The 24,170-nt window shown below is 43.5% G+C and carries 17 protein-coding genes and 1 pseudogene; 8 read left to right on the top strand and 10 right to left on the bottom strand.

The window, feature by feature from the left end; all coding sequences use genetic code 11:
* Positions 1-136: 136 nt before the first annotated feature.
* The 5 genes and pseudogenes from HFV01_RS16200 to psb27 all read right to left on the bottom strand — a co-directional run bounded on the left by HFV01_RS16200 (position 137) and on the right by psb27 (position 8,087).
* Entirely contained in the window at positions 137-3,001 is a 2,865-nt protein-coding gene (locus HFV01_RS16200) for an ATP-binding protein (protein WP_006670455.1), read from the bottom strand.
* A 74-nt stretch (positions 3,002-3,075) separates the two neighbouring features.
* Positions 3,076-5,013, bottom strand: coding sequence for an ABC-F family ATP-binding cassette domain-containing protein (locus HFV01_RS16195; protein ID WP_006670454.1), 1,938 nt, complete (start codon positions 5,011-5,013; stop codon positions 3,076-3,078).
* Between the two features lie 88 nt (positions 5,014-5,101).
* Complete coding sequence (locus HFV01_RS16190) at positions 5,102-5,947, bottom strand: prohibitin family protein (RefSeq protein ID WP_006626209.1); 846 nt, start codon at positions 5,945-5,947, stop codon at positions 5,102-5,104.
* 78 nt (positions 5,948-6,025) lie between these two features.
* Positions 6,026-7,601: pseudogene (locus tag HFV01_RS16185) on the bottom strand (family 10 glycosylhydrolase).
* 87 nt (positions 7,602-7,688) lie between these two features.
* Positions 7,689-8,087, bottom strand: coding sequence for a photosystem II protein Psb27 (gene psb27, locus HFV01_RS16180; protein ID WP_006626207.1), 399 nt, complete (start codon positions 8,085-8,087; stop codon positions 7,689-7,691).
* A gap of 71 nt (positions 8,088-8,158) precedes the next feature.
* Here psb27 and HFV01_RS16175 point away from each other — a divergent pair, with 71 nt between their 5' ends.
* Positions 8,159-13,114: a PAS domain-containing protein gene (locus HFV01_RS16175; protein ID WP_193520212.1), complete on the top strand. Its 4,956-nt coding sequence runs from the start codon at positions 8,159-8,161 to the stop codon at positions 13,112-13,114.
* A gap of 22 nt (positions 13,115-13,136) precedes the next feature.
* On the opposite strand, the gene HFV01_RS16170 is transcribed toward HFV01_RS16175, so the two are convergent.
* The 5 genes from HFV01_RS16170 to HFV01_RS16155 all read right to left on the bottom strand — a co-directional run bounded on the left by HFV01_RS16170 (position 13,137) and on the right by HFV01_RS16155 (position 16,987).
* Positions 13,137-14,324: a DUF8838 domain-containing protein gene (locus HFV01_RS16170; RefSeq protein ID WP_111890933.1), complete on the bottom strand. Its 1,188-nt coding sequence runs from the start codon at positions 14,322-14,324 to the stop codon at positions 13,137-13,139.
* Between the two features lie 145 nt (positions 14,325-14,469).
* A complete protein-coding gene (locus tag HFV01_RS16165) occupies positions 14,470-16,011 on the bottom strand; it encodes a phosphomannomutase/phosphoglucomutase (RefSeq protein ID WP_006626204.1) in 1,542 nt (513 codons plus the stop codon).
* 318 nt (positions 16,012-16,329) lie between these two features.
* Complete coding sequence (locus HFV01_RS30820) at positions 16,330-16,506, bottom strand: diguanylate cyclase domain-containing protein (protein WP_318285766.1); 177 nt, start codon at positions 16,504-16,506, stop codon at positions 16,330-16,332.
* A gap of 15 nt (positions 16,507-16,521) precedes the next feature.
* Complete coding sequence (locus HFV01_RS30815) at positions 16,522-16,701, bottom strand: hypothetical protein (protein WP_006670450.1); 180 nt, start codon at positions 16,699-16,701, stop codon at positions 16,522-16,524.
* Positions 16,676-16,987 (bottom strand): ATP-binding protein, encoded by a 312-nt coding sequence (locus HFV01_RS16155; RefSeq protein ID WP_008050109.1) that lies wholly within the window; start codon positions 16,985-16,987, stop codon positions 16,676-16,678. Before HFV01_RS16155 ends, HFV01_RS30815 begins: the two co-directional genes overlap by 26 nt.
* Positions 16,988-17,387: 400 nt before the next feature.
* Between HFV01_RS16155 and HFV01_RS16150 the strand changes: the two genes are divergently transcribed.
* The 7 genes from HFV01_RS16150 to HFV01_RS16120 all read left to right on the top strand — a co-directional run bounded on the left by HFV01_RS16150 (position 17,388) and on the right by HFV01_RS16120 (position 24,151).
* On the top strand, positions 17,388-18,557 hold the full coding sequence (locus tag HFV01_RS16150; protein ID WP_006670448.1) for a class I SAM-dependent methyltransferase: 1,170 nt from the start codon (positions 17,388-17,390) through the stop codon (positions 18,555-18,557).
* Positions 18,558-18,850: 293 nt separating this feature from the next.
* Positions 18,851-19,423, top strand: coding sequence for a PEP-CTERM sorting domain-containing protein (locus HFV01_RS16145; protein ID WP_193520211.1), 573 nt, complete (start codon positions 18,851-18,853; stop codon positions 19,421-19,423).
* A 441-nt stretch (positions 19,424-19,864) separates the two neighbouring features.
* Positions 19,865-20,449, top strand: a complete 585-nt coding sequence (locus HFV01_RS16140; protein ID WP_193520210.1) for a PEP-CTERM sorting domain-containing protein — start codon at positions 19,865-19,867, stop codon at positions 20,447-20,449.
* A gap of 338 nt (positions 20,450-20,787) precedes the next feature.
* Positions 20,788-21,913 (top strand): peptide chain release factor 2 gene (gene prfB / locus HFV01_RS16135; RefSeq protein ID WP_108614951.1). Its coding sequence is split into 2 segments (ribosomal slippage): positions 20,788-20,859 and positions 20,861-21,913, totalling 1,125 coding nucleotides; the frame shifts between segments, so codons are not numbered across the junction.
* A gap of 88 nt (positions 21,914-22,001) precedes the next feature.
* Positions 22,002-22,613 carry a hypothetical protein gene (locus HFV01_RS16130; protein WP_046321263.1) on the top strand — a complete coding sequence of 204 codons (612 nt, stop codon included), beginning with the start codon at positions 22,002-22,004 and terminating at the stop codon, positions 22,611-22,613.
* A gap of 69 nt (positions 22,614-22,682) precedes the next feature.
* Positions 22,683-23,375 (top strand): Uma2 family endonuclease, encoded by a 693-nt coding sequence (locus HFV01_RS16125; protein ID WP_193520209.1) that lies wholly within the window; start codon positions 22,683-22,685, stop codon positions 23,373-23,375.
* A gap of 83 nt (positions 23,376-23,458) precedes the next feature.
* Positions 23,459-24,151: a Uma2 family endonuclease gene (locus HFV01_RS16120; protein WP_006626194.1), complete on the top strand. Its 693-nt coding sequence runs from the start codon at positions 23,459-23,461 to the stop codon at positions 24,149-24,151.
* Positions 24,152-24,170: the final 19 nt, after the last annotated feature.

Raw genomic sequence — 24,170 nt, 5'->3', positions numbered from 1 at the left:
GATCGCACTTTTCAGTCAATATAAAAAGGCGATCGCCTCTGACAACAACATCTAACCGACCACATTTATTGCTATAATTGAGGGGCGATAGTTAACGGGACTGGCTTTGATGATGGGTGGGACTATAGGGACAAGGTTAGGGGTTTAAAAGGTTATGAATTAGGTTAGATAAATGTTTTAATTTAATCGGTTGAGTTAGATATTCATTGGCTCCCGCTTCTCGTAATTTTTCCGGTTCGCCAGTGGTTTCTACAGCAGTTAAGGCAATAATTGGCAAGTTAGTTAACTTGAGATTTTGGCGAATATATTTAATGGCTGCTAAACCCTCAAGCACAGGTATTTGAATATCAATTACAACTAATTGGGGAGATTGGGATTCGATTAATGCGATCGCCTCCTGTCCATTTCTGGCTATCAATAAACTATAGCCTTTAGCTTCCAGATAACTAGACAGTGTAATCAAATGAGCCTCCTTCTCTACCGCCAGCATAATTAATGGAGACTGAGGATTTATTACATTCAAATAACTAGGCAATTCCCATCTATAACTATCGGGTAAGTTGCTCATATTATTTGAGGTTTCATTATAGGGTAAATAAACTGTAAAGCAGCTACCTTTACCCAGTTGACTGCTCACCTCAACACAACCGCCATGTAATTCTATGATTTGTTTAACCAAAGCTAATCCCAGTCCAGTACCACTATATTGACGATTCAGACTACTATCAATTTGGGTGAAAGGTAAAAACAGTTTATCTAAATCATCGGTAGCAATACCAATCCCATTATCTACGACGGAAAAATAGATAGACTGAGGGGTTGAAATAGCCAGATTTGTAGATGGTTTTATGCCAACATTTAAGTTAATTTTACCAGCTTTATGGGTAAATTTTACCGCATTACTTAGCAAGTTAATCAGGACTTGACGCAGCCGCCGATTATCTACTTTGATGAAAGTTTTTTGTAATTGCTGGGGTATGTTACTCTCTATATTAATTTGTTTGGTAAATGCCAAGTGATTGACTAAAGTTAAACTAGAGTTACATAGTTCCTGCACTGATACTTCCGTTAGATATAGTTCGAGTTTCCCCGCCTCTATTTTGGACAGATCCAGAATATCGCTAATTAATTCTAGTAAGTGTTTACCACTTTTTTCAATCATCGCGATCGCATGATGTTGATTAGGGTTCAATGTCCCTAATATGCCTTGTTTTAACGCTTCCGACATCCCCAAAATCCCATTAAGAGGGGTACGCAGTTCATGGCTCATATTTGCCAGAAACTCATCTTTAAGGCGGGTAGCCCGGTCTAACTCGGCTACAGTTTTTTGTAATTTGATTTCCATCAATTTACGTTCACTGATGTCTACCACTACCCCATCCCAAAGAATATCGCCATTAGGTTGTTGTTCCGGTTGAGAAATACCCTGTATCCATTTTTTTTCACCAAATGGGGTAATCAATTTTCCTTCCCAAGACCAGGTGTTTAAGGTGCTTGCAGATAGCAAAATTGAGGATTTAAGAGAGATAAAATCTTCCGACTCAAAAAGTCTGAATAACTCATTAGCATCTCTGGTGATTGTATCAGCATCTAAACCAAAAATTTGTTGGCAGCGTTCACTAATATAGATAAAATTATGGGAGCCATCAGGATGCAAAACATATTGATATAAAACCCCCGGCATATTATTGGCAATGCGTGCAAATCTGTCCTCACTTTTCCTGATAGTGGCGGCGGCTTTTTGGCGTTCACGGAGTGCTGCTTGCTGTTCGCTAATATCCCGAATGACAAAAACTACCTCATGGTCACCACAGGGAGCCACCCGGACTTCTTCATGACGCAAAACCCCATCAATCACTACATCTTGTTCATAGGTTTGTAGGGTGTTAGTGGCTAGGGCTGTTTGCGTAACCTGACTATATTTCGCCGCAATAGGGGGGGGTAATAGTTCCTTGATTGAGTGACCAATGGCTAATTTGATGTCCACTAAATTTCCGACATATTCGGATGGATAAATAGCCAGATATTCCCCTTGGCTGTTCAGTCTAAATACTAGGTCGGGAATGGCTTGCAAAGTTGCCTTGAGTTGTTCTTGACTGCGTTGGAGGGCATTGTAGAAAGCCTTGCGCTGGGTAATATCATTGGAAATACCACAGAGGGCGTAGGGTTGCTGATTTTGGTCAAACAGGATAAACTTATGGGAGAGGAAAGTATAATTTTGGTCATGGATGGTCACCTCTTCCTCGAGCTGATGGAAGTGACAAGATTCAATTACTATGCGGTCATTTTTTTCAAAAACATCAGCGACTTCGGGTGGGTAAAAATCATGGTTAACTTTGCCAATGATATCTGCTAGAGTACAGTTAAATAATTTCAGAAATGCCCTGTTAACAAAGGTATGTCGTCCTTGTAAGTCTTTGACATAAATTACCGCCGGAGCAAAATTAAGCATTGCTTCTAACTTAGCTTCACTTTCTCTGAGGGCGGCGGTACGTTCTTCTACCCGCACTTCTAACTGTTGATTTAAGTCGGCTAAGGCTTGGGTAGTCCGATCGCGTTCAATAGCAATGGAGGCAATATGGGCGCTAAGGCTGAGAATTTCTAAGTCTTGATTTTGGGGAGTGCGACAGGTCTTGAAATAAACCGCAAAAGTTCCTAAAACTTGCTGATCACTACCGATCGCCGGAGCCGACCAACAAGCACGCAATTGATGTTCTAGGGCTAAATGTCTGAAGTTTTGCCATAGGGGGTCTGTCGCAATATCAGCAACGATGACAATATCCCGACAAAAAGCAGCTTTTCCACAGGAACCAGCTTCGGGACCAATGATCATCCCATCTAAAGCCTGGGAGTAAGCCTTGGGCAAATTAGGGGCTGCGCCGTGGTGTAGTTTCCCGTGGCGATCGCATAGTAAAATCGAACAGAGTCCCCCCTGGAATTGCTTTTCCATTGACCGGGCTAGGGCATCAAGAATTTCGGGAAGCGGGTCTAACTTAGCCATGATAACTTCTGCTTTCTTGCTAAAGATGCTACGGTGAAATGGTGATTGTGCAAGCCTAGACCCCCTCCCATATTCTAAGATGAACTGGCAATTTCTGCCAACTCCATCCATCTTTCTGTCGCCTGATCAATTTCCACTGTCAAGGACTCAACTTGCTGATGTAACTCCTGCACCCGACTGACAGAAGTTGATGAGGCTTGGTAAAGTTCCGCCTCTAACTGCTGTTTTTTCTCCTCTAACTTAGCGATTTCTTTTTCCAGGTTTTCATACTCTCGCTTTTCCTTAGAGGAAAGTTTGCGCCGCCCGTCTTTCCCCCAGGAATAGCGGGGGGATTTTTCCGGTTCTGGTTGGCTGGGGGTAGCCTCGACCTGCATTTGCTGTGACTGTGCTTTGGCGACTTCTTCCGCTTGTTTATAGTCCAAATAAACCGAATAATTACCGGGATATTGACGGAGGACTCCCTGAGACTCAAAGGCGAAAATCATATCGACGGTGCGATCTAAAAAATAGCGATCGTGAGACACCACGATCGCGCATCCATTAAACTCCTCTAAATACTCTTCCAACACCGAAAGAGTCTGCACATCTAAATCATTAGTCGGTTCATCTAAAATCAGAACATTGGGTGCTTCCATTAATACCCGTAACAGAAACAAACGCCGTTTTTCGCCGCCAGATAGCTTATTTAAGGGAGCATATTGTTGGGCGGGAGGAAATAGAAACCTCTCCAACATTTGGGAAGCGGTAATTTGGGTTCCGTCAGCGGTAGTCACATATTCTGCGACCTCTTTTAAATAATCAATAACCCGCTGATTTTCATTCATCGCTTCCAGCAGGTTATCACAATGTTGGTCAAAATAGCCAATATGAATAGTGCTGCCAATTTCCACAGTTCCCGAGTCCGGTTCAACCCGACCCGTAATTAAATCTAAAAGGGTAGATTTTCCGACTCCATTACTGCCAATAATTCCCACGCGGTCTTGGGGGTTAAATGTATAGGTAAAATCTTTAATTAAAGTTTTGTCATCATAGGATTTCGCAATATCCTTTAACTCAATTACCTTCTTACCTATGCGGCGACCGGGGGTAGAAATTTCGACTTTGCCGAGGGTTGATTTAAACTCAACATCCTGCATTTCTTCAATGCGTTGAATCCGGGCTTTTTGCTTAGTGCTTCTGGCTTTGGGTCCTCGCTTTAACCATTCTAATTCTCGGCGCAAAACTCCTTTATGTTTATGTTGTTGGCTGACGGCTACATCTTCCATTTCGGCTTTTTTTTCCAAGTAATAGGAATAATTGCCGGAGTAGGTATATAAATCACCGCGATCGATTTCAATAATGCGGTTAGTGACCCTATCTAAAAAATAGCGATCGTGAGTAATTAAAAACAAAGCGCCCCGATAACTATTCAAATAATCCTGTAACCATTCCACAGACATAGCATCAAGATGGTTAGTCGGTTCATCCATTAATAAAACATCTGGTTCTCGCAATAGCGCCGCCGCCAAAGCAATACGTTTGCGATATCCTCCCGAAAGGCTGCCAATTTTGGCATCAAAATCCTCGATTCCCAATTTAGTTAAAATAATTTTTGCCTGAGTTTCCAACTCCCAAGCATTACTAGCATCCATGCGCTGCATAATTTCGGAAAAGCGAGTCATGAGGCTTTCATCATCGGGAAATTTAGCAATTTTTAAGGAAAGTTCCTCATATTCCTGAATCAGATGCAGTTTATCACCACTATCAGCAAAAACCTGTTCTAAAACGGTGTTATTTTCATCAAGTTCTGGTTGTTGCGGCAAATATATTAGTTTAATTTTCGGGTTAACCCAGAGTTGACCGCCATCAATATGTTCGCTACCTACAATCATTTTTAGTAGGGTGGATTTTCCAGAACCATTAGTTCCAATTAAACCCACTTTATCCATAACTCCTAAATTCAGGTTAGCATCCCTAAGAATTTCTTTAGTCCCGAAGTCTTTTTGAACTGATTGTAGAGTTAATATATTCATCTTTTAGCTAAGGGCTTTATTGGCAAATATTAATAGTTTAAATAGGGGCGGATGCCCCTACTAGGAAATAACAACTGGGTGACAATGATTAGGATTTAGTTAGGTCGCCGACGTTAAATAAGAAGGGAACCTTACTTTTAGAATCACCCAAAATCAGGACTTTAGGCATTTGAGAACCCCCTTGTCGCCAAGCCTCGATCGCCTCTTTTTGCAGTACCAACTCACCACCTTGAGCCTTGAGAGTTTCGGCTAATAAGCGTTGAGCTTCCGCCCGACCCTTAGCGCGGTTAATGTCGGCTTGGGCTTGTTGTTCAGCTTCTTTAGCGACATAGACAGCCCGCCGCGCCCGTTGTTCAGCGATTTGTTTTTCTTCAACGGCGCGAGCAAATTCAGGGGAGAAAGTCAGATCGACAACACTGGTATCTAAAACAATAATGCCATATTTATCTAATCGTGACACCAGAGCCTCGTCAAAATCTGCTTTCAGTTCCTCCCGTTGAGTAATGGCTTCCTCAATGGTACGTTTAGCAGCGGCAATTTTAAAAGATTCCTGAGTTTGGGGCGCGACAATTTTAGATACCACATTTTGTAGAGTACCTTGTTCCCGGCGGACTTGCACGACATTTACGGGGTCAAGGCGGAAGTTGATGGCAAAACTAGCGGAAAGTTGCTGTAGATCCTTGGTGGAACTTTGGGCGGGAACTTCAAACTTCTGGACAGTGACATCATAAATATCGACGGCGGAAATTATGGGAGGCTTAAAGTGTAACCCCTCTAGTAGTGCGCCATCCTGGGCCTTTCCGAGAATACTTAACACGGCGGCTTGACCAGGATTAATAATTACAAAAGAATTAAGCCCAATCAGAATAGCCAGTGCGACGATAATTCCCAGAACAATGGCTGGTAAACCCTGTTGGGGTTGTGCGCTTTTCAAAGTTATAACTCCTTAGTTATGAACGACAGTATAGAAGAGGCTGGAAAGCATCATCTTCTAGTTTAAAGGTTTTGCCGATTACCGACATGATTGACGATCGCGTGTAAGTTGTGGTTCTTGCCAATCGTAGGAATAATGGCTGATTGACTGAATTTGGGGAATAGCATTGATAATGTCGCGCATCTGATGTTCTAGGGGGGGGCGGTTTTTAATGGATTTGCCCCAGTCTCCAGCGATCGCTGGGATAATTTTAGTTCCCGGTTGGGCTTGGTTAGCAACAGTTTCCACTTGTTCAACTATACAGCTTGTGGTGCCACAAACTCCATAGGCCATGGGATGCCATTCGATCGCACTAGGGAACCGATCCCAAGGTTGCAGCCGGGAATCAAAACCCTGTTCCCCAACGCGACGGTTAGCCTCCGGGAAAAACACCGCCCCAGCCGGAATGCCGCGTGATTGTACTGGCTGGCTAAACATATTTAAAAAGTCCAGAATCCCCTGTTGGGCGTGAGCCACACTCAACCGCCACAATTGTTGATTAAAGGTATTTCCCAGGCTGGGAATGCCACTGAGAGCGGGGAGGGCGGTTTCATCATGCCACAGGGGTGGTTTTTCTTGTGGCTGTGGTTCCTGTGGCTGTGGTTCCTGTGGCTCTGCTGGTGTTGGCTCCGTTGGCTCAGGATACTTTTGATTGATCTGATTAACATCATTTTCGGTGACAAAACCCTGGCTAACATAGCGTTGTAGCAGTTCCCGTCCCCGGTCGTTGTTGGCTCGTTGCAGCAAGGCGGACAGGGAAGCATCCCCATAAATCCATAAATCCTTAACCCGGCTGGCTACTGATTGAGGTCCCAAACCCCTGGGATAGCGAACATAGTCAAACAGAACACCACTGGGGCGACGGCTAAGGACGGCATTCAGGAGGGTATTAAAATCTTGTCGTGCGGTGGGATTATAGGGGTCAACGAAACCCTGATTGATGTAGCTTTCCCCAAAATCGTTGCTGGCGGTGCTCGTCTAAATTCGCGGTGACGGTGGTTTCCCCACTACCATTGACCGCAAGGACTCCGGCGCGGTTAGGTAGTAGGGTGTAGGTATAACCAAAGTTGAGCATAAACATCCAGGCGTAAACCTGTAGCCCCCGTTGTCTGCCTTTTTCGATGGTTTGCGCGAGGAGGTCTACTTGTTCCAAGCCGGGCGATCGCATCACTGACGGCCAAGGGGTGGGGTTATTGGCGGCGGGAAGTAACACCTGACCGTCATAAAATACTTCTAGGTAAACTTGGTTATAGCCTTTGTTGATGATGTCATCTAACAGCTTTTCGATGGCTCCGGGTTGGGCATCACAGCTATATAGTCTTAACCATAAGGCCTGATTTTGGGGGCGGCTTTGCTGACGACAGCGATATACAGCTTGGGCGTGTTGAATCAGGATCTGGTTATATTGCTGTTGGGCGTTGCTATCCCCCGATAGAGCGCTTTGGCGCAGGCTTTCTTTAGAGGCGATCGCCTCTGGGGAGAGGCGACAAAAGGCTATGGTTTGCGATCGCCCTGGGCTAGTGGCCAACAGGCTTAATAATATAGCCCCTAACATGGGTTTATAGAGACTCAGCAGACGGTGAAGCCAATTTAAGGCGATCGGTGATTTAGCCATAGCACATATACCACATAAAAGCAACTCTTAATCATTACAGATCAGATTGAGTTGCCTCGGTTAATTTCCCCATCAGGTTAGCGGGAGTTAAGCGCCCCGTTTCACAGCCGCTTCTACTTGTTTAAACTCCTGTTCTAGTCTTTGCTTGAGTTTATCAGGAACGGGACGGTTAGGGTAGGAACTGTAATGACCTGCTAGGGCATTTAAGGCAGTCCGCATAGTAGTAAAGGAACTGGAAGTAGAAACCGCTGGGTCTCGACGGTAGCGGGAAGCGAAACTATTAATCAGGGTCCGGGCTTCCGCCTGGGCGGCGGCCTTTTCTGGGGCATCTTCCGGTAAAGCGATCGCAGTTCTCAAACTATTCACAACTGCTAAGGTATCCTGGCTATAATTTCCTGTTAGACCATCGGGTGAGTTACCACAGCCCACCAGGGCAACGGTAACGACCATCAGTAGGGCAACCAGGCGAGAAACAAAGTATTTCATAAAAAGACTGTCAAAATAACCTAACTACAATCCTACCTCTAATTGCCAACAGCCACCCACATAGTCTGGTTGTGTTACCTAGAATAGCTATCACACCCTCGGCTTTCTTAGTTTTGTTTCCGGCTATTCGCCCATGGGATAATGTATTTGATGCCAGTGCCACAGAATCAATCCCTATTCACCATCTCCTAACTAAGCTAATGATTAGCCAAGATCTACTGTTCTCGAATTTGCCGTTATATAAGGCAATTGATCGACACCCACTGACGGCTTCTCCTGAAACTCCCTTAATGGGGGTCATCTCCATGATCAGCCCACAGCCAAAAAGTGACTCTGACAGGGAAACCCAGCCACACCGGAAAAGTTGCGTCCTGGCCGTAGAACAGGGAAAACTGGTCGGTTTAATTACGGAAAGGGATCTCGTGCGCCTGGCTACCCAATATCGCAGCTTTGACCATTTAACCTTAGCGGCGGTGATGACTCGCGATCTAGTCACCCTATCAATAGAACCCCATCAAGACATTTTTACTGCTATTACCCTGATGCGTCAACATCAGATTCGCCATCTTCCGGTTTTGTCGAAAACTGGTGAGCTGGTGGGATTAATTTCCACACAAACCCTGCGCGAGTGTTTGCAACCAGGGGATTTGTTCAAATTACGTCAAGTCGCCGAAGCCATGACGCGAGACGTGATCCATGCTACCCCTAACGCTTCTATTTTACATCTGGCTCAATTGATGGCGGAATATCGGGTTAGTTGTGTGGTCATTGCTGAACCCAAAATCGGGGATAGTTTCCTGTGCCATCCTGTGGGAATAGTCACAGAAAGATATATTGTCAAGTGTTCAGCCCTGGATCTTAATTTTGATCGGATGATGGCGGCTGACATTATGAGTAGCCCCCTATGGTGTTTGCACCCCACAGAAAATTTATGGGTAGCCCATGAACAAATGCAGCAACGGGGAGTCCGTCGGTTAGTGGTGTGTGATGAACAACAGCAATTAGTGGGTATTTTGACTCAAACCAGTTTACTGCAAACTCTTAATCCCCTGGAACTTTATAATACCATTGAAGCCCTACAACAGCAGGTTAATAAATTACAAGGTGAACGGATCAAACAGATGCAAAATGACCACCATCAGACTCGCGAAGAACTGCAAAAACAGCGAGATTTTACCGAGGCTATCTTAGATACGGTTCCGGCTTTAATTGTGGTTTTAAATACCCAAGGTTACATCGTCAAATTTAATCAAGCCTGTGTGAAAATTACGGGATATTCTGGGCAAGAAGTTCAAGATCGACCGTTTTGGGAGATTTTATTAGTTCCTGAAGAAGTGAACAGCGTAAAAAAGGGGTTTGCGGATTTAACAGCGGGGAATTTTCCCAGTTATCATGAAAATTATTGGGTGACGAAAACAGGCGATCGCCGTTTAATTGCCTGGTCTAATACAATTTTATGTGATGATGATGGGCAAGTGGAATATATTATCGGCACGGGAGAAGATATTACCGAACGGAGACGGTCAGGAATTGAGTTAGAATCCCAGAAGGAAGCCTATCGCCAATTAGCATCATCCCTGGAAGAACAAGTAGAGTCAAAAACCTCTGAAATTGCGGAGAGTAAACATCAACTAGAACTGGAAATTAATCAGGTAAATCAGATTCAAAAACAGCTAATCTTTTCTCAAGAAAGATTGAATGATTTACTTAATTCAAGTTTGGCAATTATCTATAGCTGTGACCCGGAAACTCTGCGGGTGACATTCATTAGTAGTAATGTGCCAAATGTCCTGGGATATACTCAAAAAGAATTCCAAGAAAGTGTCGAGTTTTGGGAAGAGAGAGTTCATCCAGAAGACCGAGATTTTGCCTGGTCTAAAGTTCGTGAGGTTTTGACGAAGGGGACATCTTTTTATGAATATCGTTTTCGCCATGGGGATGGTAGTTATCGCTGGATGCAAGAACATCTAAGGTTAGTATTAGATGCGGCGGGAAAACCCAGAGAAGTGGTGGGCTATGGTTTTGATATTAGCGATCGCAAACAAGCAGAAATAGCAGCAGCGGAACGAGAGGCGATCTTGTATAGTTTCTATAATAGCACCAGCATGATGATGGGTGTAGTAGAACTCCTAGATGGGGATATTATCCACATTTTTAGTAATAATGCAACGGCTGAATTTTGGGGTGTGAGTCCTGAAGCTCTGAAAAATGCCCGGTGTAGTGAAATGGGTGTACCCGCCTCAATTATTGAGTTATGGTGTCAACATTATCGGGAAAGTCAACAGCTTGGGAAACCGATTAAATTTGAGTATATTCACACCCTAAATGATGGGGAACATCACTTATCGGTTACGGTTTCGCCTATCCTAAATTCCGGCTTAGACAAGTTGAGGTTTTGCTACATTGCTGAGGATATTACCCAAGCCAAAAAAACCGAATATCAATTATATAAAATTACTCAAGATTTGCTCAACTCTCAAAAAATAGCTGGGATTGGCACTTGGGAATATAATGTAAGTTCGGGTAAAATTACTTGGTCAGAAGAGGTGTTCCGGATTTATGGCATGGACCCGACCCAAGGGGAACCTACTTTAGCAGAATTACGAGAAAAAATGCACCCGGATGATCGCGATCGCCACGCGGAAGATACGGAGCGATCGTTAACCTTGGGAGAACCTTTTTATACAGAATATCGTCTGGTTCGTCCCAGTGGAGAAATTCGTTATATTCAAGGTATGGGAGGGGTTGAACATGATGCAGAATGGCAACCATTACGCTTATTTGGCTCGGTAATTGATATCACCGAAAAAAGACAAGCAGAGATGGCTTTAAGTGCTTCTGAGGCTAAATATCGCCGTCTGATTGAACAAATGCCAGCGGCTACCTATACGGCTAATTTAGATGACAAATTGAGCATACTTTATATTAGTCCTCAAATTGAGCGTTTGCTGGGTATTTCAGCCAGTGAGTGGTTAAAAAATAGTAAGGATTGGCTGGAGTTAGTGCATCCAGAAGATCGCGATCGCCTGTTGGAGGAAATCCGTCAAGGTATCGAAGAAAATCAAGGCTTTAGTGTTGAATATCGGATGTTTTCGCGATCGGGAAATGTGGTCTGGGTGCGTGATAACGGCCAAGTTGTCCTCGATGACCAAGGCAACCCCACATTCCTCCAGGGAGTTATGATTAATATTACTGACAAGAAAGAGACAGAAATTGCCCTCCAAGAAAGCGAGGAAAAATTCCGTCAAATTGCTGAAACAGTGCGAGAAGTGTTTTTTATGACATCTTTTGATGGTCAAACAATTCTGTATATTAATCCTGCCTACGAGAAAATTTGGGGGCAAAGTTGCGCCAGTCTCTACGAAAACCCTCAACATTGGATTAATTCTGTACATCCAGAAGATCTACAGCGGGTGATAGAAGCATATCAGCGCCAGTTTCAGGATAAGTTGGTTTTTGATGAGGAATACAGAATTATTCGCCCTGATAGTACAATTAGATGGGTAGCAGCGCGGGTTTTTCCAGTCACTGATAAATCAGGAAAAATCTATCGTTGGGCGGGAATTGCCGAAGATATTACCTCCCGAAAACTCATGCTTGAACAACTCCAAAACAGTAAAACATTTATTCAGAAAGTTACTGATTATATCCCCAATATTTTGTATATATTCGACATCATCAAAAAGCGCAATGTTTATATCAATCGCAATATTCAAGATATCCTCGGATACACCTACCAACAAATTCAAGAAACCGGAGGCACTTTACTCTATGAAATTATCCATCCTGAAGATTTACCCATCGTCGAAAAACACTTTCAAGATATGTCCAAAGCACAAGATGGTCAAATATATACCGTAGAATATCGCGTTCAAAAAGCAAATGGAGAATGGCGTTGGTTACTGAGTCGGGATCTCGTTTTTAGTCGCCATTCAGATGGACGGGTTCAAGAAATTTTAGGGACGGCGACAGATTTCACCGATCGCAAACAAACCGAAGAAATATTACACACTACTTATCAGCATCTCAAGCAAAAAAATCGGGAAATGGAAATTGTCCGAAAAATGATTGAATTTCTGCAAGCCTGCGATGCAGTTGAGGAGGGATATGGGGCGATTTCGGAATTTCTGAAACAGCTTTTTCCCGATTTTGCTGGGGCGGTATTGGTAATAGATCCTGATAGCCCGGAATCGGATTTAGAAGCGGTTTCTACATTTGGTGAACTCCCACATCAGGAGATAAAATTTCCTTTCAAAGATTGTTGGACGTTACGAAGGGGAAAAATTCATACCGCCAGTGACCAGCAATCGGGTTTATTTTGTAATCATATAAATTCTGAACTGCTACCTAAACATTCTTTATGTATTCCCCTAATTGCCAAAACCAAAATTTGGGGATTATTATACATGATTACTGAATCGTCTTTAGTTAATATGGAGTCTTCCGAACAACTAGGGCGCACTGTTGCTGATCAGTTATCTTTGGCTTTATTCAACTTGAAACTTCAGGAACAATTACGCCTAGAAAGTATCCGAGATCCTTTGACTGGACTCTTTAACCGTCGCTATCTGCAAGAAACGCTCAATCAAGCCTTAGCCAAGGCTCACCGCAAAAATCAACCCTTATGTATTATCATGATAGATATTGACCATTTTAAACACTTCAATGATACGTTTGGTCATGAAGCTGGGGACTTAGTTTTGCAAGAAATTGCTCATTTCATCCAAACAAATATCAGAAGTTCTGATACGGCTTGCCGTTATGGGGGGGAAGAAATGACGTTAATTTTGCCAGACACTACCCTAGAAATAGCGAGCGATCGCGCCCAGTTTTTATGTGAGGGAATTCGCGGATTAAAACGGCAACACCACAACCGAGATCTCGGTCAAATTACGGCTTCTTTTGGGGTGGCTAGTTTCCCAGAACACGCCCAAACTTTAGATGATTTACTGAGACTGGCTGATGATGCTTTATATCTGGCAAAAAACCAAGGACGCGATCGCGTAGTAGTATGGGAGTTTCTCTAATCAAATAGCTGATAATCAGACCCTAACAACAACTTGATGGAGAACAACAAGACTCGTCGTTATTAATATTAGTGACGTGGTAATTCTCACCTTTAGTTAGTTTAGGGTCGCGGATGGCATTTTGCCGACAATCAAATTCTTTAGCATCCTTTAGATCAATATTTTGATAGGGAGGAATGGGGATAATATCGTCACTGTAGGGACTCCTAGTATAGATGTTAAAGGTTTTATCACAAACTGCCATAGGTTGACCTCGATAAAGGGTATGACCATCATCATCAACTACCTGTTTCCAAGGTCCTTTATAAATTACTGCTTGATGGCGTTCTAAACAAGGACCTTCTTTCCCTTTGTAGGCGCAAACTGTGACAGACCGAAATTCAATGCCATCAATTACCTGCCAAGGTTCGGTCTGACGGGTTAAGATTTCGACCCCATAAAATCCGGCATTTTCAAACATTTGTAAAAATTCGTGTTCTTGAAAAGCGCCAGCAATGCAACCACTCCACAATTCGGGGTCGTTGATAATTGTTTCGGTGGGGGGTTCGTCACACACAATATCAGAAATAACCGCCCTTCCTCCGACTTTTAAGACTCGGTAAATCTCCGTAAATAGTTTCACTTTATCCTGAGATTTAACTAGGTTAAGCACGCAGTTAGACACGACTACATCCACAGTTGCATCAGGGATTAAAGGCTGGTTTTGGCGGAGGCGATCGCACATTGCCTCAAACCGGGATACATCTTCTATGGAGGTAATAGGATTATCATTTAACCAGGTTTGCACCATAGCCAAATTTAGCCCCAAATCCTGGATTTTTCCCTTAACAAACTCAGTATTTTTATAGCCCAACTTATCGGCAATTTCATCTTGATACTTACGGGAAAGCGCCAGCATATCATCATTAAAATCAACCCCAATTACTCGCCCATCTTTGCCGACTTTTTGGGCGATAATATAGCAATTTTTGCCAGCACCAGACCCCAAATCTACCACCACTTCCCCAGAATTAATATATTGGGTGGGGTCGCCACAGCCATAGTCTTTCTCAATAATTTCTGATGGCAAAATCTCCAGATAATTACCATTATATGATGTCGGACAACACAGGGAAGGCTGAACATCTTTCGCCCCGGCTTTATAGCGTTCTAAAACTTCATTTTCTATATCATAATTAACAGCAGTATTTGCCGATTTAGCTGGAGTCATGATTTAAGCATCCTTAGGTTGATGATATGGATCTATACACAGATAGGCTGTAATTCATGCCATAGCTTGATTATACTAGATCCGGTTAATTTCTGGGTTGGGGGGAATGCGCCAGCCACTATAGGTCTGACGCAGGAAATCAGAGTTATTTAATTCCCGAAAATGTCGAGATATCTAGGGAGTCGATACCTTGGAAAAACCCTAATAAACGGTTAGCAATTTTCGCCACGCCACCGACCACATTTGATTCAATATTTAACGGTAAAACCGGATCATGAAGGGATAGGCGCAATAAAAACCAGCCATCCTCGTCGGGGGACCCACAGGAAACCCGAACCCCCTCGTAGTTTTTGGGGACAATTTCCCAGTCGGTTTGTTGGGAGACAAACTGAGTGAGTTTTTCAATCACGTTATTACCTAATGATTTAAAATCATCATTTTGAATAGTGATCCGCACTTCTTCACTCTCGGCGGGTTCCTGTAAATTGGCAATTAAATCGGTGAGAGATTTACCTTTTAGGTGGGTTTTAGCTAGTTCAATTAACAGCTTGCTAACTAAATATGCACCATCATCTAAAAAGTAGTTCTCTTTCATAGCACCATGACCGGAAGTTTCAATCGCCAGCCAAGATTCCTGTCCGCTTTCATTAAGTCGTATGGCTTCATTAATTACATTTTTGTAACCGCGCTTAAAGCGATGATGAACCCCTTTTAATTCCTGCTCGATAAAATGAGTTAAGCCATCGGAAGTAATGGAATCAGTGACGATCGCAGAACCGGGATGTTCTCGTAAAACTATCGCCGAAATTAAGGCAATTAGGCGATTTCGGTTAAGTTCTTTCCCCAACTGATCAACGGCTGCACCCCGATCTACATCGGTATCAAAAATAATCCCAAAATCGGCTTTATTGTCAATAACCGCTTGACAAATTGACTGCATAGCCGCTTGATTTTCCGGGTTGGGAACATGATTAGGGAATGTGCCATCAGGGTCTAAAAATTGGCTCCCTGTGGTATCAGCCCCTAGGGGTTTTAAGACTTTTTCGGCATAAAATCCCCCCGCACCATTGCCAGCATCAACGATTATTTTTAATCCAGTTAAAGGCTGTTCCAAGTTGGTGGGATGATTGACACCTTGGCGAATGGTATTAACTAATCCTTCGGCATAGACAGAAATAAAATCATGTTGTATAATAGAACCAGGGGTGGGAGATTTGGCAAAATCGTTGAGTTTCGCTAACTCCAAAATCTCGGAAATATCCGGCTTTCCTAAGCCTCCTTGGGGGGTAAAAAACTTTAAGCCATTACGGTTAAAGGGGAGGTGGCTGGCGGTTAACATAATTGCGCCATCACATTCCCAGCCGGGGGTAACGGTACTCATAAACATGGCGGGAGTTGAGGCGATCGCCAAATCATAAACCTGAGCCCCAGTGGATATAATTCCCTCCATAACTGCTTGACTTAGCACAGGTCCAGATAGACGACTATCTCTACCTACCGCCATAGTTAATTCTGCGGTATTTTTACCCAGTTTTTGGCTGACCCAACTCGCGAAGGCTTTACCTAAGATAGTGGCAATTTCAGGAGTTAGGTTAACTGGTTCATTGGCTACACCTGCTATGGCGACTCCCCGAATATCCGACCCATTTTGTAGCTTTTTCCAGTCCCAATTAGCAACTTGATCCATAGTTAATTTATCCTGAATTGATAACTATACTATCCTATCATACTATAACTAGCAAGTGGTTATCAAAAAGTTAATGAATAATTAAGAATTAGCCCCGTTCCATTTTGCATACCATATAAGTATTGCGGCTTTTTTCTTGAGCTTGATATAGGGCAGACTCTGCGGATTTTAACAGTTCGGGGAGGTATTAATAGATGGAATTATGCTAGAAATACCCTGGCTAACAGTAATGCGATCGCTCACCAGAGAGGCAGGGGAATATTTAATTGTTGAATTGCCACCTAGATTCGCATAGCCACTTGTATAGCACCTTCGCAGTTAGTATTTGATCAAATAATGGCAAACTCTTCCCCCCCCATAACGAGCCACCAAATCCCCCGGACGCATAGCTGATTCTTGGATAGCTTGAGCTACTCTAATTAAGCAATTATCACCCGCTAAATGTCCGTAAGTATCGTTATATTTTTTCAAGTAATCGACATCACACAGAATCAAGGATAAAGGCAACTTTTACCGGTGCATACGCCGCCACTCCCGCCACCAAAATTCATGAAAATTGCCACGGTTTGCCAACTGAGTTAATCCATCTAAGCGCGCCAAACGGTCTAGTTTAAAATTAGCTTGTTTAAGTTGTTGATCAAGACCAGCCTGTGGCCGGGGAAAACTAAGTTGAGTAGCCACCGCTTGCATTAATTCCAAAATGAGGTGATAGAATTTGGTGGAGTAATTGCCGATTATAATAATTCTCCTCAACCATCAAAATCAGATGTTGACCACGCCGATTATTTACCCGAGGATAATCGTCTAATTTTGGCTGATAATTTTGATAAGTTTTAGCACCATTGTCCCTAGGGTGATGTTCTCGGACTAGCACATTTAATTTAAATTGAAAAGTAGTGCCATTGCCGACCTCCGAGAAAATTTCCATCTCCGAACCCATTAGCTGTAGATATTTTGGACAAATAGTTAACCCCAAGATAGCACATTTTTGAACTGTAGGGACAAAAAGGGCGATCGCACCATCAAGAAGCCATGGTAAAAACTTAATAAATCGTCAATTTGGGGGTGACAGTCTCCGGGGTAAGTTCTGGAAAAACAAAGCCACCTCGGGGCTATTCCCATTAATCCCCCACAGTCGCTGACCTAAAGCATCACCCCAATGGGGAGGTTAACCGCATTGACCATTATGATGGGAATCAAGTTTAACGGAAAAATAAAGCCTCCCAAATATGGGGATATCTTGGTAATAGAAGACTAGGGGAAATTGGGGAGGAAATCCCCTATTCCGGGGATTATTCCACTACCATATAAATCATTAGGTTGGGGAAAATTTCTATGATATAATGGGAAGTTGTGGGCGGAAATTTTGGTGATATATGGTATCTGTAACCCTGGTCGATCGCATTAGTCAACGAATTGGCAACCATCCCCAAAATCGGATTACTTTTGCGGAGTATATGGAGATGGCACTCTATGACCCCAAACAGGGCTACTATAACCATAACTCCCCCCAAATAGGCGCACAGGGGGACTTTTTCACTTCCCCTCACCTAGGTTCAGATTTTGGCGAGTTACTAGCTGAACAGTTAGTAGAAATGTGGGAAATTTTGGGAAAGCCGGAACCGTTTACCTTAGTGGAAATGGGGGCGGGTCAAGGAATTTTAGCTGCGGATATTATCGGCTATCTGCAAGGACAATATCCCCAAGTTGTCGGGGTATTAGATTATGCGATCGCCGAAAAATCCACGCGACTAAAAACCGAACAACAGCGGCGCTTTCAGCAATTGGGCGCACCCTTTACCCAAATCCGTTGGTGTGATTTAGATGAAATTGCCAACCATTCAATTACCGGATGTTTTTTCTCCAATGAATTAATCGACGCTTTCCCGGTGCATTTAGTCACCCGCCAGAATAATCAATTACAGGAAATTTATCTAACCACTACCGGGTCAAAATCCGATTACCAATTAGCCGAAGTAGTCGGGGAACTTTCCACCCCCCAACTAGCTGACTATTTTCGGTTAGTCGGTATTGATTTATTATCGGAGGCTTACCCCGAAGGCTACCGAACCGAGGTTAATCTAGCCGCTTTGGGGTGGGTAGAAACTGTGGCTAGAAAATTGCGGCGGGGATTTGTGCTAACTATTGATTATGGCTATAGTGCCGATCGCCTTTATAGTCCGACCCGCCGGGAAGGAACCCTACAATGTTACTATCAACATCGCCATCATAATAACCCCTATATATATATAGGTGAACAGGATATAACCGCCCATGTAGATTTTACCGCCTTACAGCAAAAAGGGCGATCGCTGGGACTCCAAACCATCGGCTTTACCCAACAGGCTTTATTTATGATGGCTTTGGGATTAGGCGATCGTATAGCCACCGTTTCCGAAGGCCCAAAAATTTCCCAAGTATTACGGCGGCGGGAGGCTTTACATTCCCTAATTGACCCCATGGGATTAGGTAACTTTGGGGTTCTGATCCAGGGTACCTTCTCCGAAGATGTAAAACTGAGGGGGTTAAGTTCACCTCAATGGTAGAAAATTGGACCATATCTAGCTACTCTCACTAAAATTTCCCCCGCAAAAAAAAATTGCATATAATCAAAAACAGTCAATTCTTAATTACTTGTTGTCTACAGCTAACAATATTTTATCATCTTGGGTTAATTTCCCTAAAGTTATAAAGCCCATCTAAACCTTATGTAAATATACTATAAATCAGTAGAAACACTGAAGACAGAATGGGTCATCTCGTGTATAATAATTACTATATTGAAACAGCTAACCTCGTGTTTAGTGCTTAGTTAAATTTATATTTTTGGAGGACGGAAATGAAAGTTAGATTTTTAAATATTGCCACAGCCGCAGTTTTAGCCACTGGTTTAGTGTCCGCCTTTGCACCCGATGCCATGGCCCAAAGACCTGGCAACGCTGCCACTTGCCAAGATAATATTTTTGGTGGCTTGTTTGAAGAGTGTCGGGAACAATCTGGTGGACCCGCTGGAAATGACAATGCTACTCGCATTGCAGCGCTATTTGAACGAGAAGTAATTGCCGATTTCAAAGTTGATGACAGCAGTGGCGCGATCGCAAATGTTTTCGACATCACCAGCACTGGTGAAGGTGTCGGGACCATGAACTTCCTCGACTCCACACTGGCTAATTCTACCTTTGCCTTTGTGATCAAAGGTGGTAACGGTTTTGCAGCTTATCTGTTTGACGGTATTAGCCAACTAACTGATTTAAGCTGGTCAACTGGTGGCCCTGGTCTGTCTCACGCGACTCTGTATGTGTTCGATAGCCCAATTCCCCCAATACCAGTTCCTGAACCCGGAACCCTGTTAGGTTTAGTAGCCATTGGTGGTGTGATGGTTGGTCAAAAAGCCATCTCTCGCAAAAGCTAGATGAATTAGCATCTCTACTCAACTTCAAAAACTAGGGACAATAACCCGGTGCTATGGTCTTTAAGACTAATTGCCGGGTTATCTCCTTTTCGGGGTTCTGTGGAGAGTCAGGCTCTAGGGGTTAAGTTCACGGGAATCATAGAAAATACGACTATAGTTAGTTAGGATAACTAGAATTTCCGCAATTAAAGAAGTTTAAATAAACTGATAATATCTATTAGCGTCAATTATTAACTGTATTGCATCCATAAATGATAGGATTGGATAGCGGATACTTTACTTAACAGAAACTTAAAGTAAGTGTGAGCATTATGTAAAGATCCTGTAAATCAGTACAAACACTGAGGACGGTTCTGGTGGTGTTGGGTATAATGGTGAACAGATAGGGAAACAAGCGCCATGTTTCCAGCCTAGTCCCACCTAGATTTTTGGAGAGCCAAGATGAAAGTTAAATTATTAAATATAGTAACTTCCGTAGTTTTAGCCGCTGGCTTAGTGTCCACCTTGGCACCGGATGCCATGGCCCAAAAACCTCGCAACGTTGCCACTTGCCAAGAAAATTTGTTTGCGGGATTAACTTACATTTGCCAAGATAGTGGTGGAAATGACAATGTTTCTGCCATTGAATCTATGTTTGGTCAAACAGTAATCGATGGTTTTAGACTAGACGACTACAAAGTTGATAGAAGCACTGGTGAGAACGCCTTTTTCACCATCGCCAGCACCAGTGAAGGTAAAGGGACTCTGACGTTTTTTGATGATAGCCTCAAAGATTCCACTTTTGCCTTTGTGATCAAAGGTGGTCCAGGTTTTGCGGCTTATCTGTTTGACGGGATCGACCAATTAGAGAATTTAAACTGGGAAACAGGAAGACCTGGCTTGTCTCATGCGACTCTGTATGTGTTCGACACCCCCAGCAGCAGACCAGGCGGCCGGACAGAAATTCCCGAACCGGGAATGCTGTTAGGTTTGGTAGCCGTTGGCGGTATGATGGTTGGTCAAAAAGCGATCTCTGGCAAAAACTAGACGTTAGTTAGTAGGAACAATTTAGATCTTGACTGAGCTTCCAAAACTAGGCGATAGATTAGATATCAGGGTTGATTATTGTATTCGCCAAATCACTTGTCACATTCAGGCTGTGTAGGAGCAGGTTCTAAGATTGGTTTTCGGTTCGGAGGGGGTTTTGTAAACTGACCCCCACAGGAAAAAATAGGCATCTACTAAAAATCACTAGGTATATATTCATATTGGCGTACCAACCCGGTAGTGAGTCTGTGGGACATCATTACCGGGTTTTTGACTGTTTCTGATTAGCAAATAGCGCTATAATCGCTAGATACTGTGCTGAGTGTGTAACGATCGCAATGGAAGTGGCAGAGATTAAACGAGAAATCGAATTGTTGGCAGACCGCCTGGGTAAAACCCAGGAGTATCTTTGACGTACCCGCCATTGAAGCCAAAATTCAAGACTTGGAACAATTAGCAGCTCAACCGAACTTTTGGGATGATCAAACCCAGGCACAAAAGACGCTCCAGACTTTGAGTGACCTTAAATCGGTTTTGCAACAACAGCAGGACTGGCGAAAGACGCTGGAAGATACTGGGGCGATCGCAGAGTTACTAGAGTTAGAGGATGATGAGTCCCTACGACAGGAGGCTGAGTCTAATGTAGTCCATCTCGGTCGGGATATCGATCGCTGGGAGTTACAGCAACTGCTATCGGGTCCCTACGATCGCAGTGGGGCGGTTTTGACCATTAACGCTGGGGCGGGGGGTACGGATGCCCAAGACTGGGCGGAAATGCTATTACGAATGTACACCCGTTGGGGGGAAGCCCAAGGCTATAAGGTCCACCTGGCGGAAATTTCGGAAGGAGACGAGGCGGGGATTAAATCTGCTACTTTGGAAATGGAGGGACCCTACGCCTATGGCTATTTAAAGGCAGAAAAAGGAACCCATCGCCTGGTCAGAATTTCCCCATTTAACGCCAATGGTAAACGCCAGACCAGTTTCGCGGGAGTGGAAATCATGCCGATTCTGGATGAAGGGGCTATAAATTTAGATATCCCGGAAAAAGACCTGGAAATTACCACGTCTCGCGCTGGGGGAAAGGGTGGTCAGAATGTCAATAAGGTGGAAACGGCGGTCCGCATAGTTCATATTCCCACGGGGATAGCGGTTCGTTGTACGCAGGAACGTAGCCAACTACAAAACCGGGAAAAAGCCATGGCTTTACTGAAAGCTAAGTTATTGGTCGTGGCGCAGGAACAAAGGGCGCAGGCGATCGCAGAAATTCGCGGCGACCTGGTAGAGGCGGCTTGGGGAAATCAAATCCGCAACTATGTATTTCATCCCTATCAGATGGTTAAAGATTTGCGGACTGGTGAGGAAACGACGGCTATTAATGATGTGATGAATGGTGAATTGGATGGGTTTATTCAAGCCTATCTACGCCAAGAAAATCAGGTGATTGATAATCAGTCTGCTTAGTAAATCAGGAGTTCCGGGAGGAGTCAATTAATAGTTAATTACTAATTGTTATGGGCTGCCTCCCGCTGCCTTTTAGGGGATAGTTTCCATGTCCAAAGTTTATACTACACAGGAACTGCTACACATTTTGCAAGAGGAGAAAAGGGCTTGTTTAAACGGTAAAAGACTGAATTTAAAGGCGACCCCTGGGGTGGGAAATCCGGTGATTGATCACTTTTTGAAACCTGATGCTATTCAGAAGTTTACCGCCTATCAGGATTTTAAGGCGGCGGTTCATGAATATCAACGGGAAAATCAGGTTTCTGGGATTGTGTGGCGACAGATACAAGTGGCAGAAATTAGCCTAGATTATCCGATGATTGGAGAACAACTGATTGCTTTACCAGAAGATTTGGCAATTCTCAAACAGGCTAAGGATAGGTTGATTGATTTCTGGTATCGGGTGACGCAAAATATGGATTTATATTTGAGTCTGAATGGTGGGAAAAATCACCGCAAAATTAAGGGTTCTGATATAGATGCGATCGCCCAAAGGACTGAGTGGGCTTGTGTTTGGAAGTGGGAAAAATCCCATTTCTTAGAGATGTTGTTACAATTGGGTTGGGGACAGCCAGGAGAAGCCTCGTATCGGCGGGGATGGCCGGATTCTGGTAGTGAATATATACACGCTGTGCGATCGGGTAAATTACCTATTTGCTAATTCATGAAGCGGTATTATCCGGCTATCATAGCTATAATAAATAATAGACTTTAATGGTTAGGTGATGTTATGAATTATACTCCATCAGGTTCTCAGACAATTCTCCCAACTTTGGAAAATGGCGATCGCTTATCGATGATAGAATTTGAGCGGCGCTATAGTTTGCTACCGGACATAAAAAAGGCTGAATTAGTGGAAGGAGTCGTTTATATGACATCCCCTGTTAGGGTCCGACAACACGGAAAACCTCATAGTGATGTTATGGGTTGGCTGGTTTTTTACCGCAGTTTTACGCCTAACATTATGGTTTGTGACAACACCAGTGTTCGCCTAGACATGGATAATGAACCGCAACCAGATGCTTTATTGCGTATCGAAGAGGCGGGGGGGGGACAGTCGCGCATTAGTGAGGATGATTATATAGAAGGACCGCCAGAATTGATTGTAGAAATTGCAGCCAGTAGCGCCTCAAAAGACCTCCACGATAAGCTACACGCCTATCGCCGTAATGGTGTAAGGGAATATTTAGTCTGGCTGGTTGATGAGTCAGAATTTCGCTGGTATGTACTCTGTGAAGGACGCTATCAGCTACAACAGATAGATAATTCTGGTTGTCTGAAAAGTACATTTTTCCCAGGTTTATGGTTAGATGTAAATGCGCTATTATCGGGTAATATGGCGCAGGTTTTAGCTAAGTTACAGGAAGGAATAGCTACCCCAGAATATCAGGAATTTGTACAAAGATTGTCAATCAATCCCTAAAATGGCGGAAGTGGCTGGAAAGGCGATCGCTGATAGCTATAATAAATAATAGACTTTTACAACTTTAATGGTTAGGTGATGTTATGAATTATACTCCATCAGGTTCTCAGACAATTCTCCCAACTTTGGAAAATGGCGATCGCTTATCGATGATAGAATTTGAGCGGCGCTATAGTTTGCTACCGGATATAAAAAAGGCTGAATTAGTGGAAGGAGTCGTTTATATGACATCCCCTGTTAGGGTCCGACAACACGCCGACCCTCACGCCAAAATCATCACTTGGTTACAAGTTTATGCAGCTTCTACACCAGAGACTCAAGTGGCGGATAACGCAAGTGTTCGCCTAGACATGGATAATGAACCGCAACCAGATGCTTTATTGCGTATCGAAGAGGCGGCGGGGGGACAGTCGCGCATTAGTGAGGATGATTATATAGAAGGACCGCCAGAATTGATTGTAGAAATTGCAGCCAGTAGCGCCTCAAAAGACCTCCACGATAAGCTACACGCCTATCGCCGTAATGGTGTAAGGGAATATTTAGTCTGGCTGGTTGATGGGTCAGAATTTCGCTGGTATGTACTCTGTGAAGGACGCTATCAGCTACAACAGATAGATAATTCTGGTTGTCTGAAAAGTACATTTTTCCCAGGTTTATGGTTAGATGTAAATGCGCTATTATCGGGTAATATGGCGCAGGTTTTAGCTAAGTTACAGGAAGGAATAGCTACCCCAGAATATCAGGAATTTGTACAAAGATTGTCAATCAATCCCTAAAATGGCGGAAGTGGCTGGA

This window comes from Limnospira fusiformis SAG 85.79, from assembly GCF_012516315.1.
GTDB classification, from domain to species: Bacteria; Cyanobacteriota; Cyanobacteriia; order Cyanobacteriales; family Microcoleaceae; genus Limnospira; species Limnospira fusiformis.
The sequence above is the reverse complement of the archived record's forward strand: the minus strand, read 5'-3'. Positions and strand labels throughout refer to the sequence as shown.

Coding starts and splice junctions, on each gene's coding strand:
- HFV01_RS16140 (WP_193520210.1), top strand. CDS start 19,865: ATGAAAGTTAAATTATTAAATATAGTAACTTCCGTAGTTTTAGCCGCT.
- psb27 (WP_006626207.1), bottom strand. CDS start 8,087: ATGAAATACTTTGTTTCTCGCCTGGTTGCCCTACTGATGGTCGTTACC.
- HFV01_RS30815 (WP_006670450.1), bottom strand. CDS start 16,701: ATGCAAGCGGTGGCTACTCAACTTAGTTTTCCCCGGCCACAGGCTGGT.
- HFV01_RS16170 (WP_111890933.1), bottom strand. CDS start 14,324: ATGACTCCAGCTAAATCGGCAAATACTGCTGTTAATTATGATATAGAA.
- HFV01_RS16165 (WP_006626204.1), bottom strand. CDS start 16,011: ATGGATCAAGTTGCTAATTGGGACTGGAAAAAGCTACAAAATGGGTCG.
- HFV01_RS16125 (WP_193520209.1), top strand. CDS start 22,683: ATGAATTATACTCCATCAGGTTCTCAGACAATTCTCCCAACTTTGGAA.
- HFV01_RS16200 (WP_006670455.1), bottom strand. CDS start 3,001: ATGGCTAAGTTAGACCCGCTTCCCGAAATTCTTGATGCCCTAGCCCGG.
- HFV01_RS16130 (WP_046321263.1), top strand. CDS start 22,002: ATGTCCAAAGTTTATACTACACAGGAACTGCTACACATTTTGCAAGAG.
- HFV01_RS16150 (WP_006670448.1), top strand. CDS start 17,388: ATGGTATCTGTAACCCTGGTCGATCGCATTAGTCAACGAATTGGCAAC.
- HFV01_RS16120 (WP_006626194.1), top strand. CDS start 23,459: ATGAATTATACTCCATCAGGTTCTCAGACAATTCTCCCAACTTTGGAA.
- HFV01_RS16145 (WP_193520211.1), top strand. CDS start 18,851: ATGAAAGTTAGATTTTTAAATATTGCCACAGCCGCAGTTTTAGCCACT.
- HFV01_RS16195 (WP_006670454.1), bottom strand. CDS start 5,013: ATGAATATATTAACTCTACAATCAGTTCAAAAAGACTTCGGGACTAAA.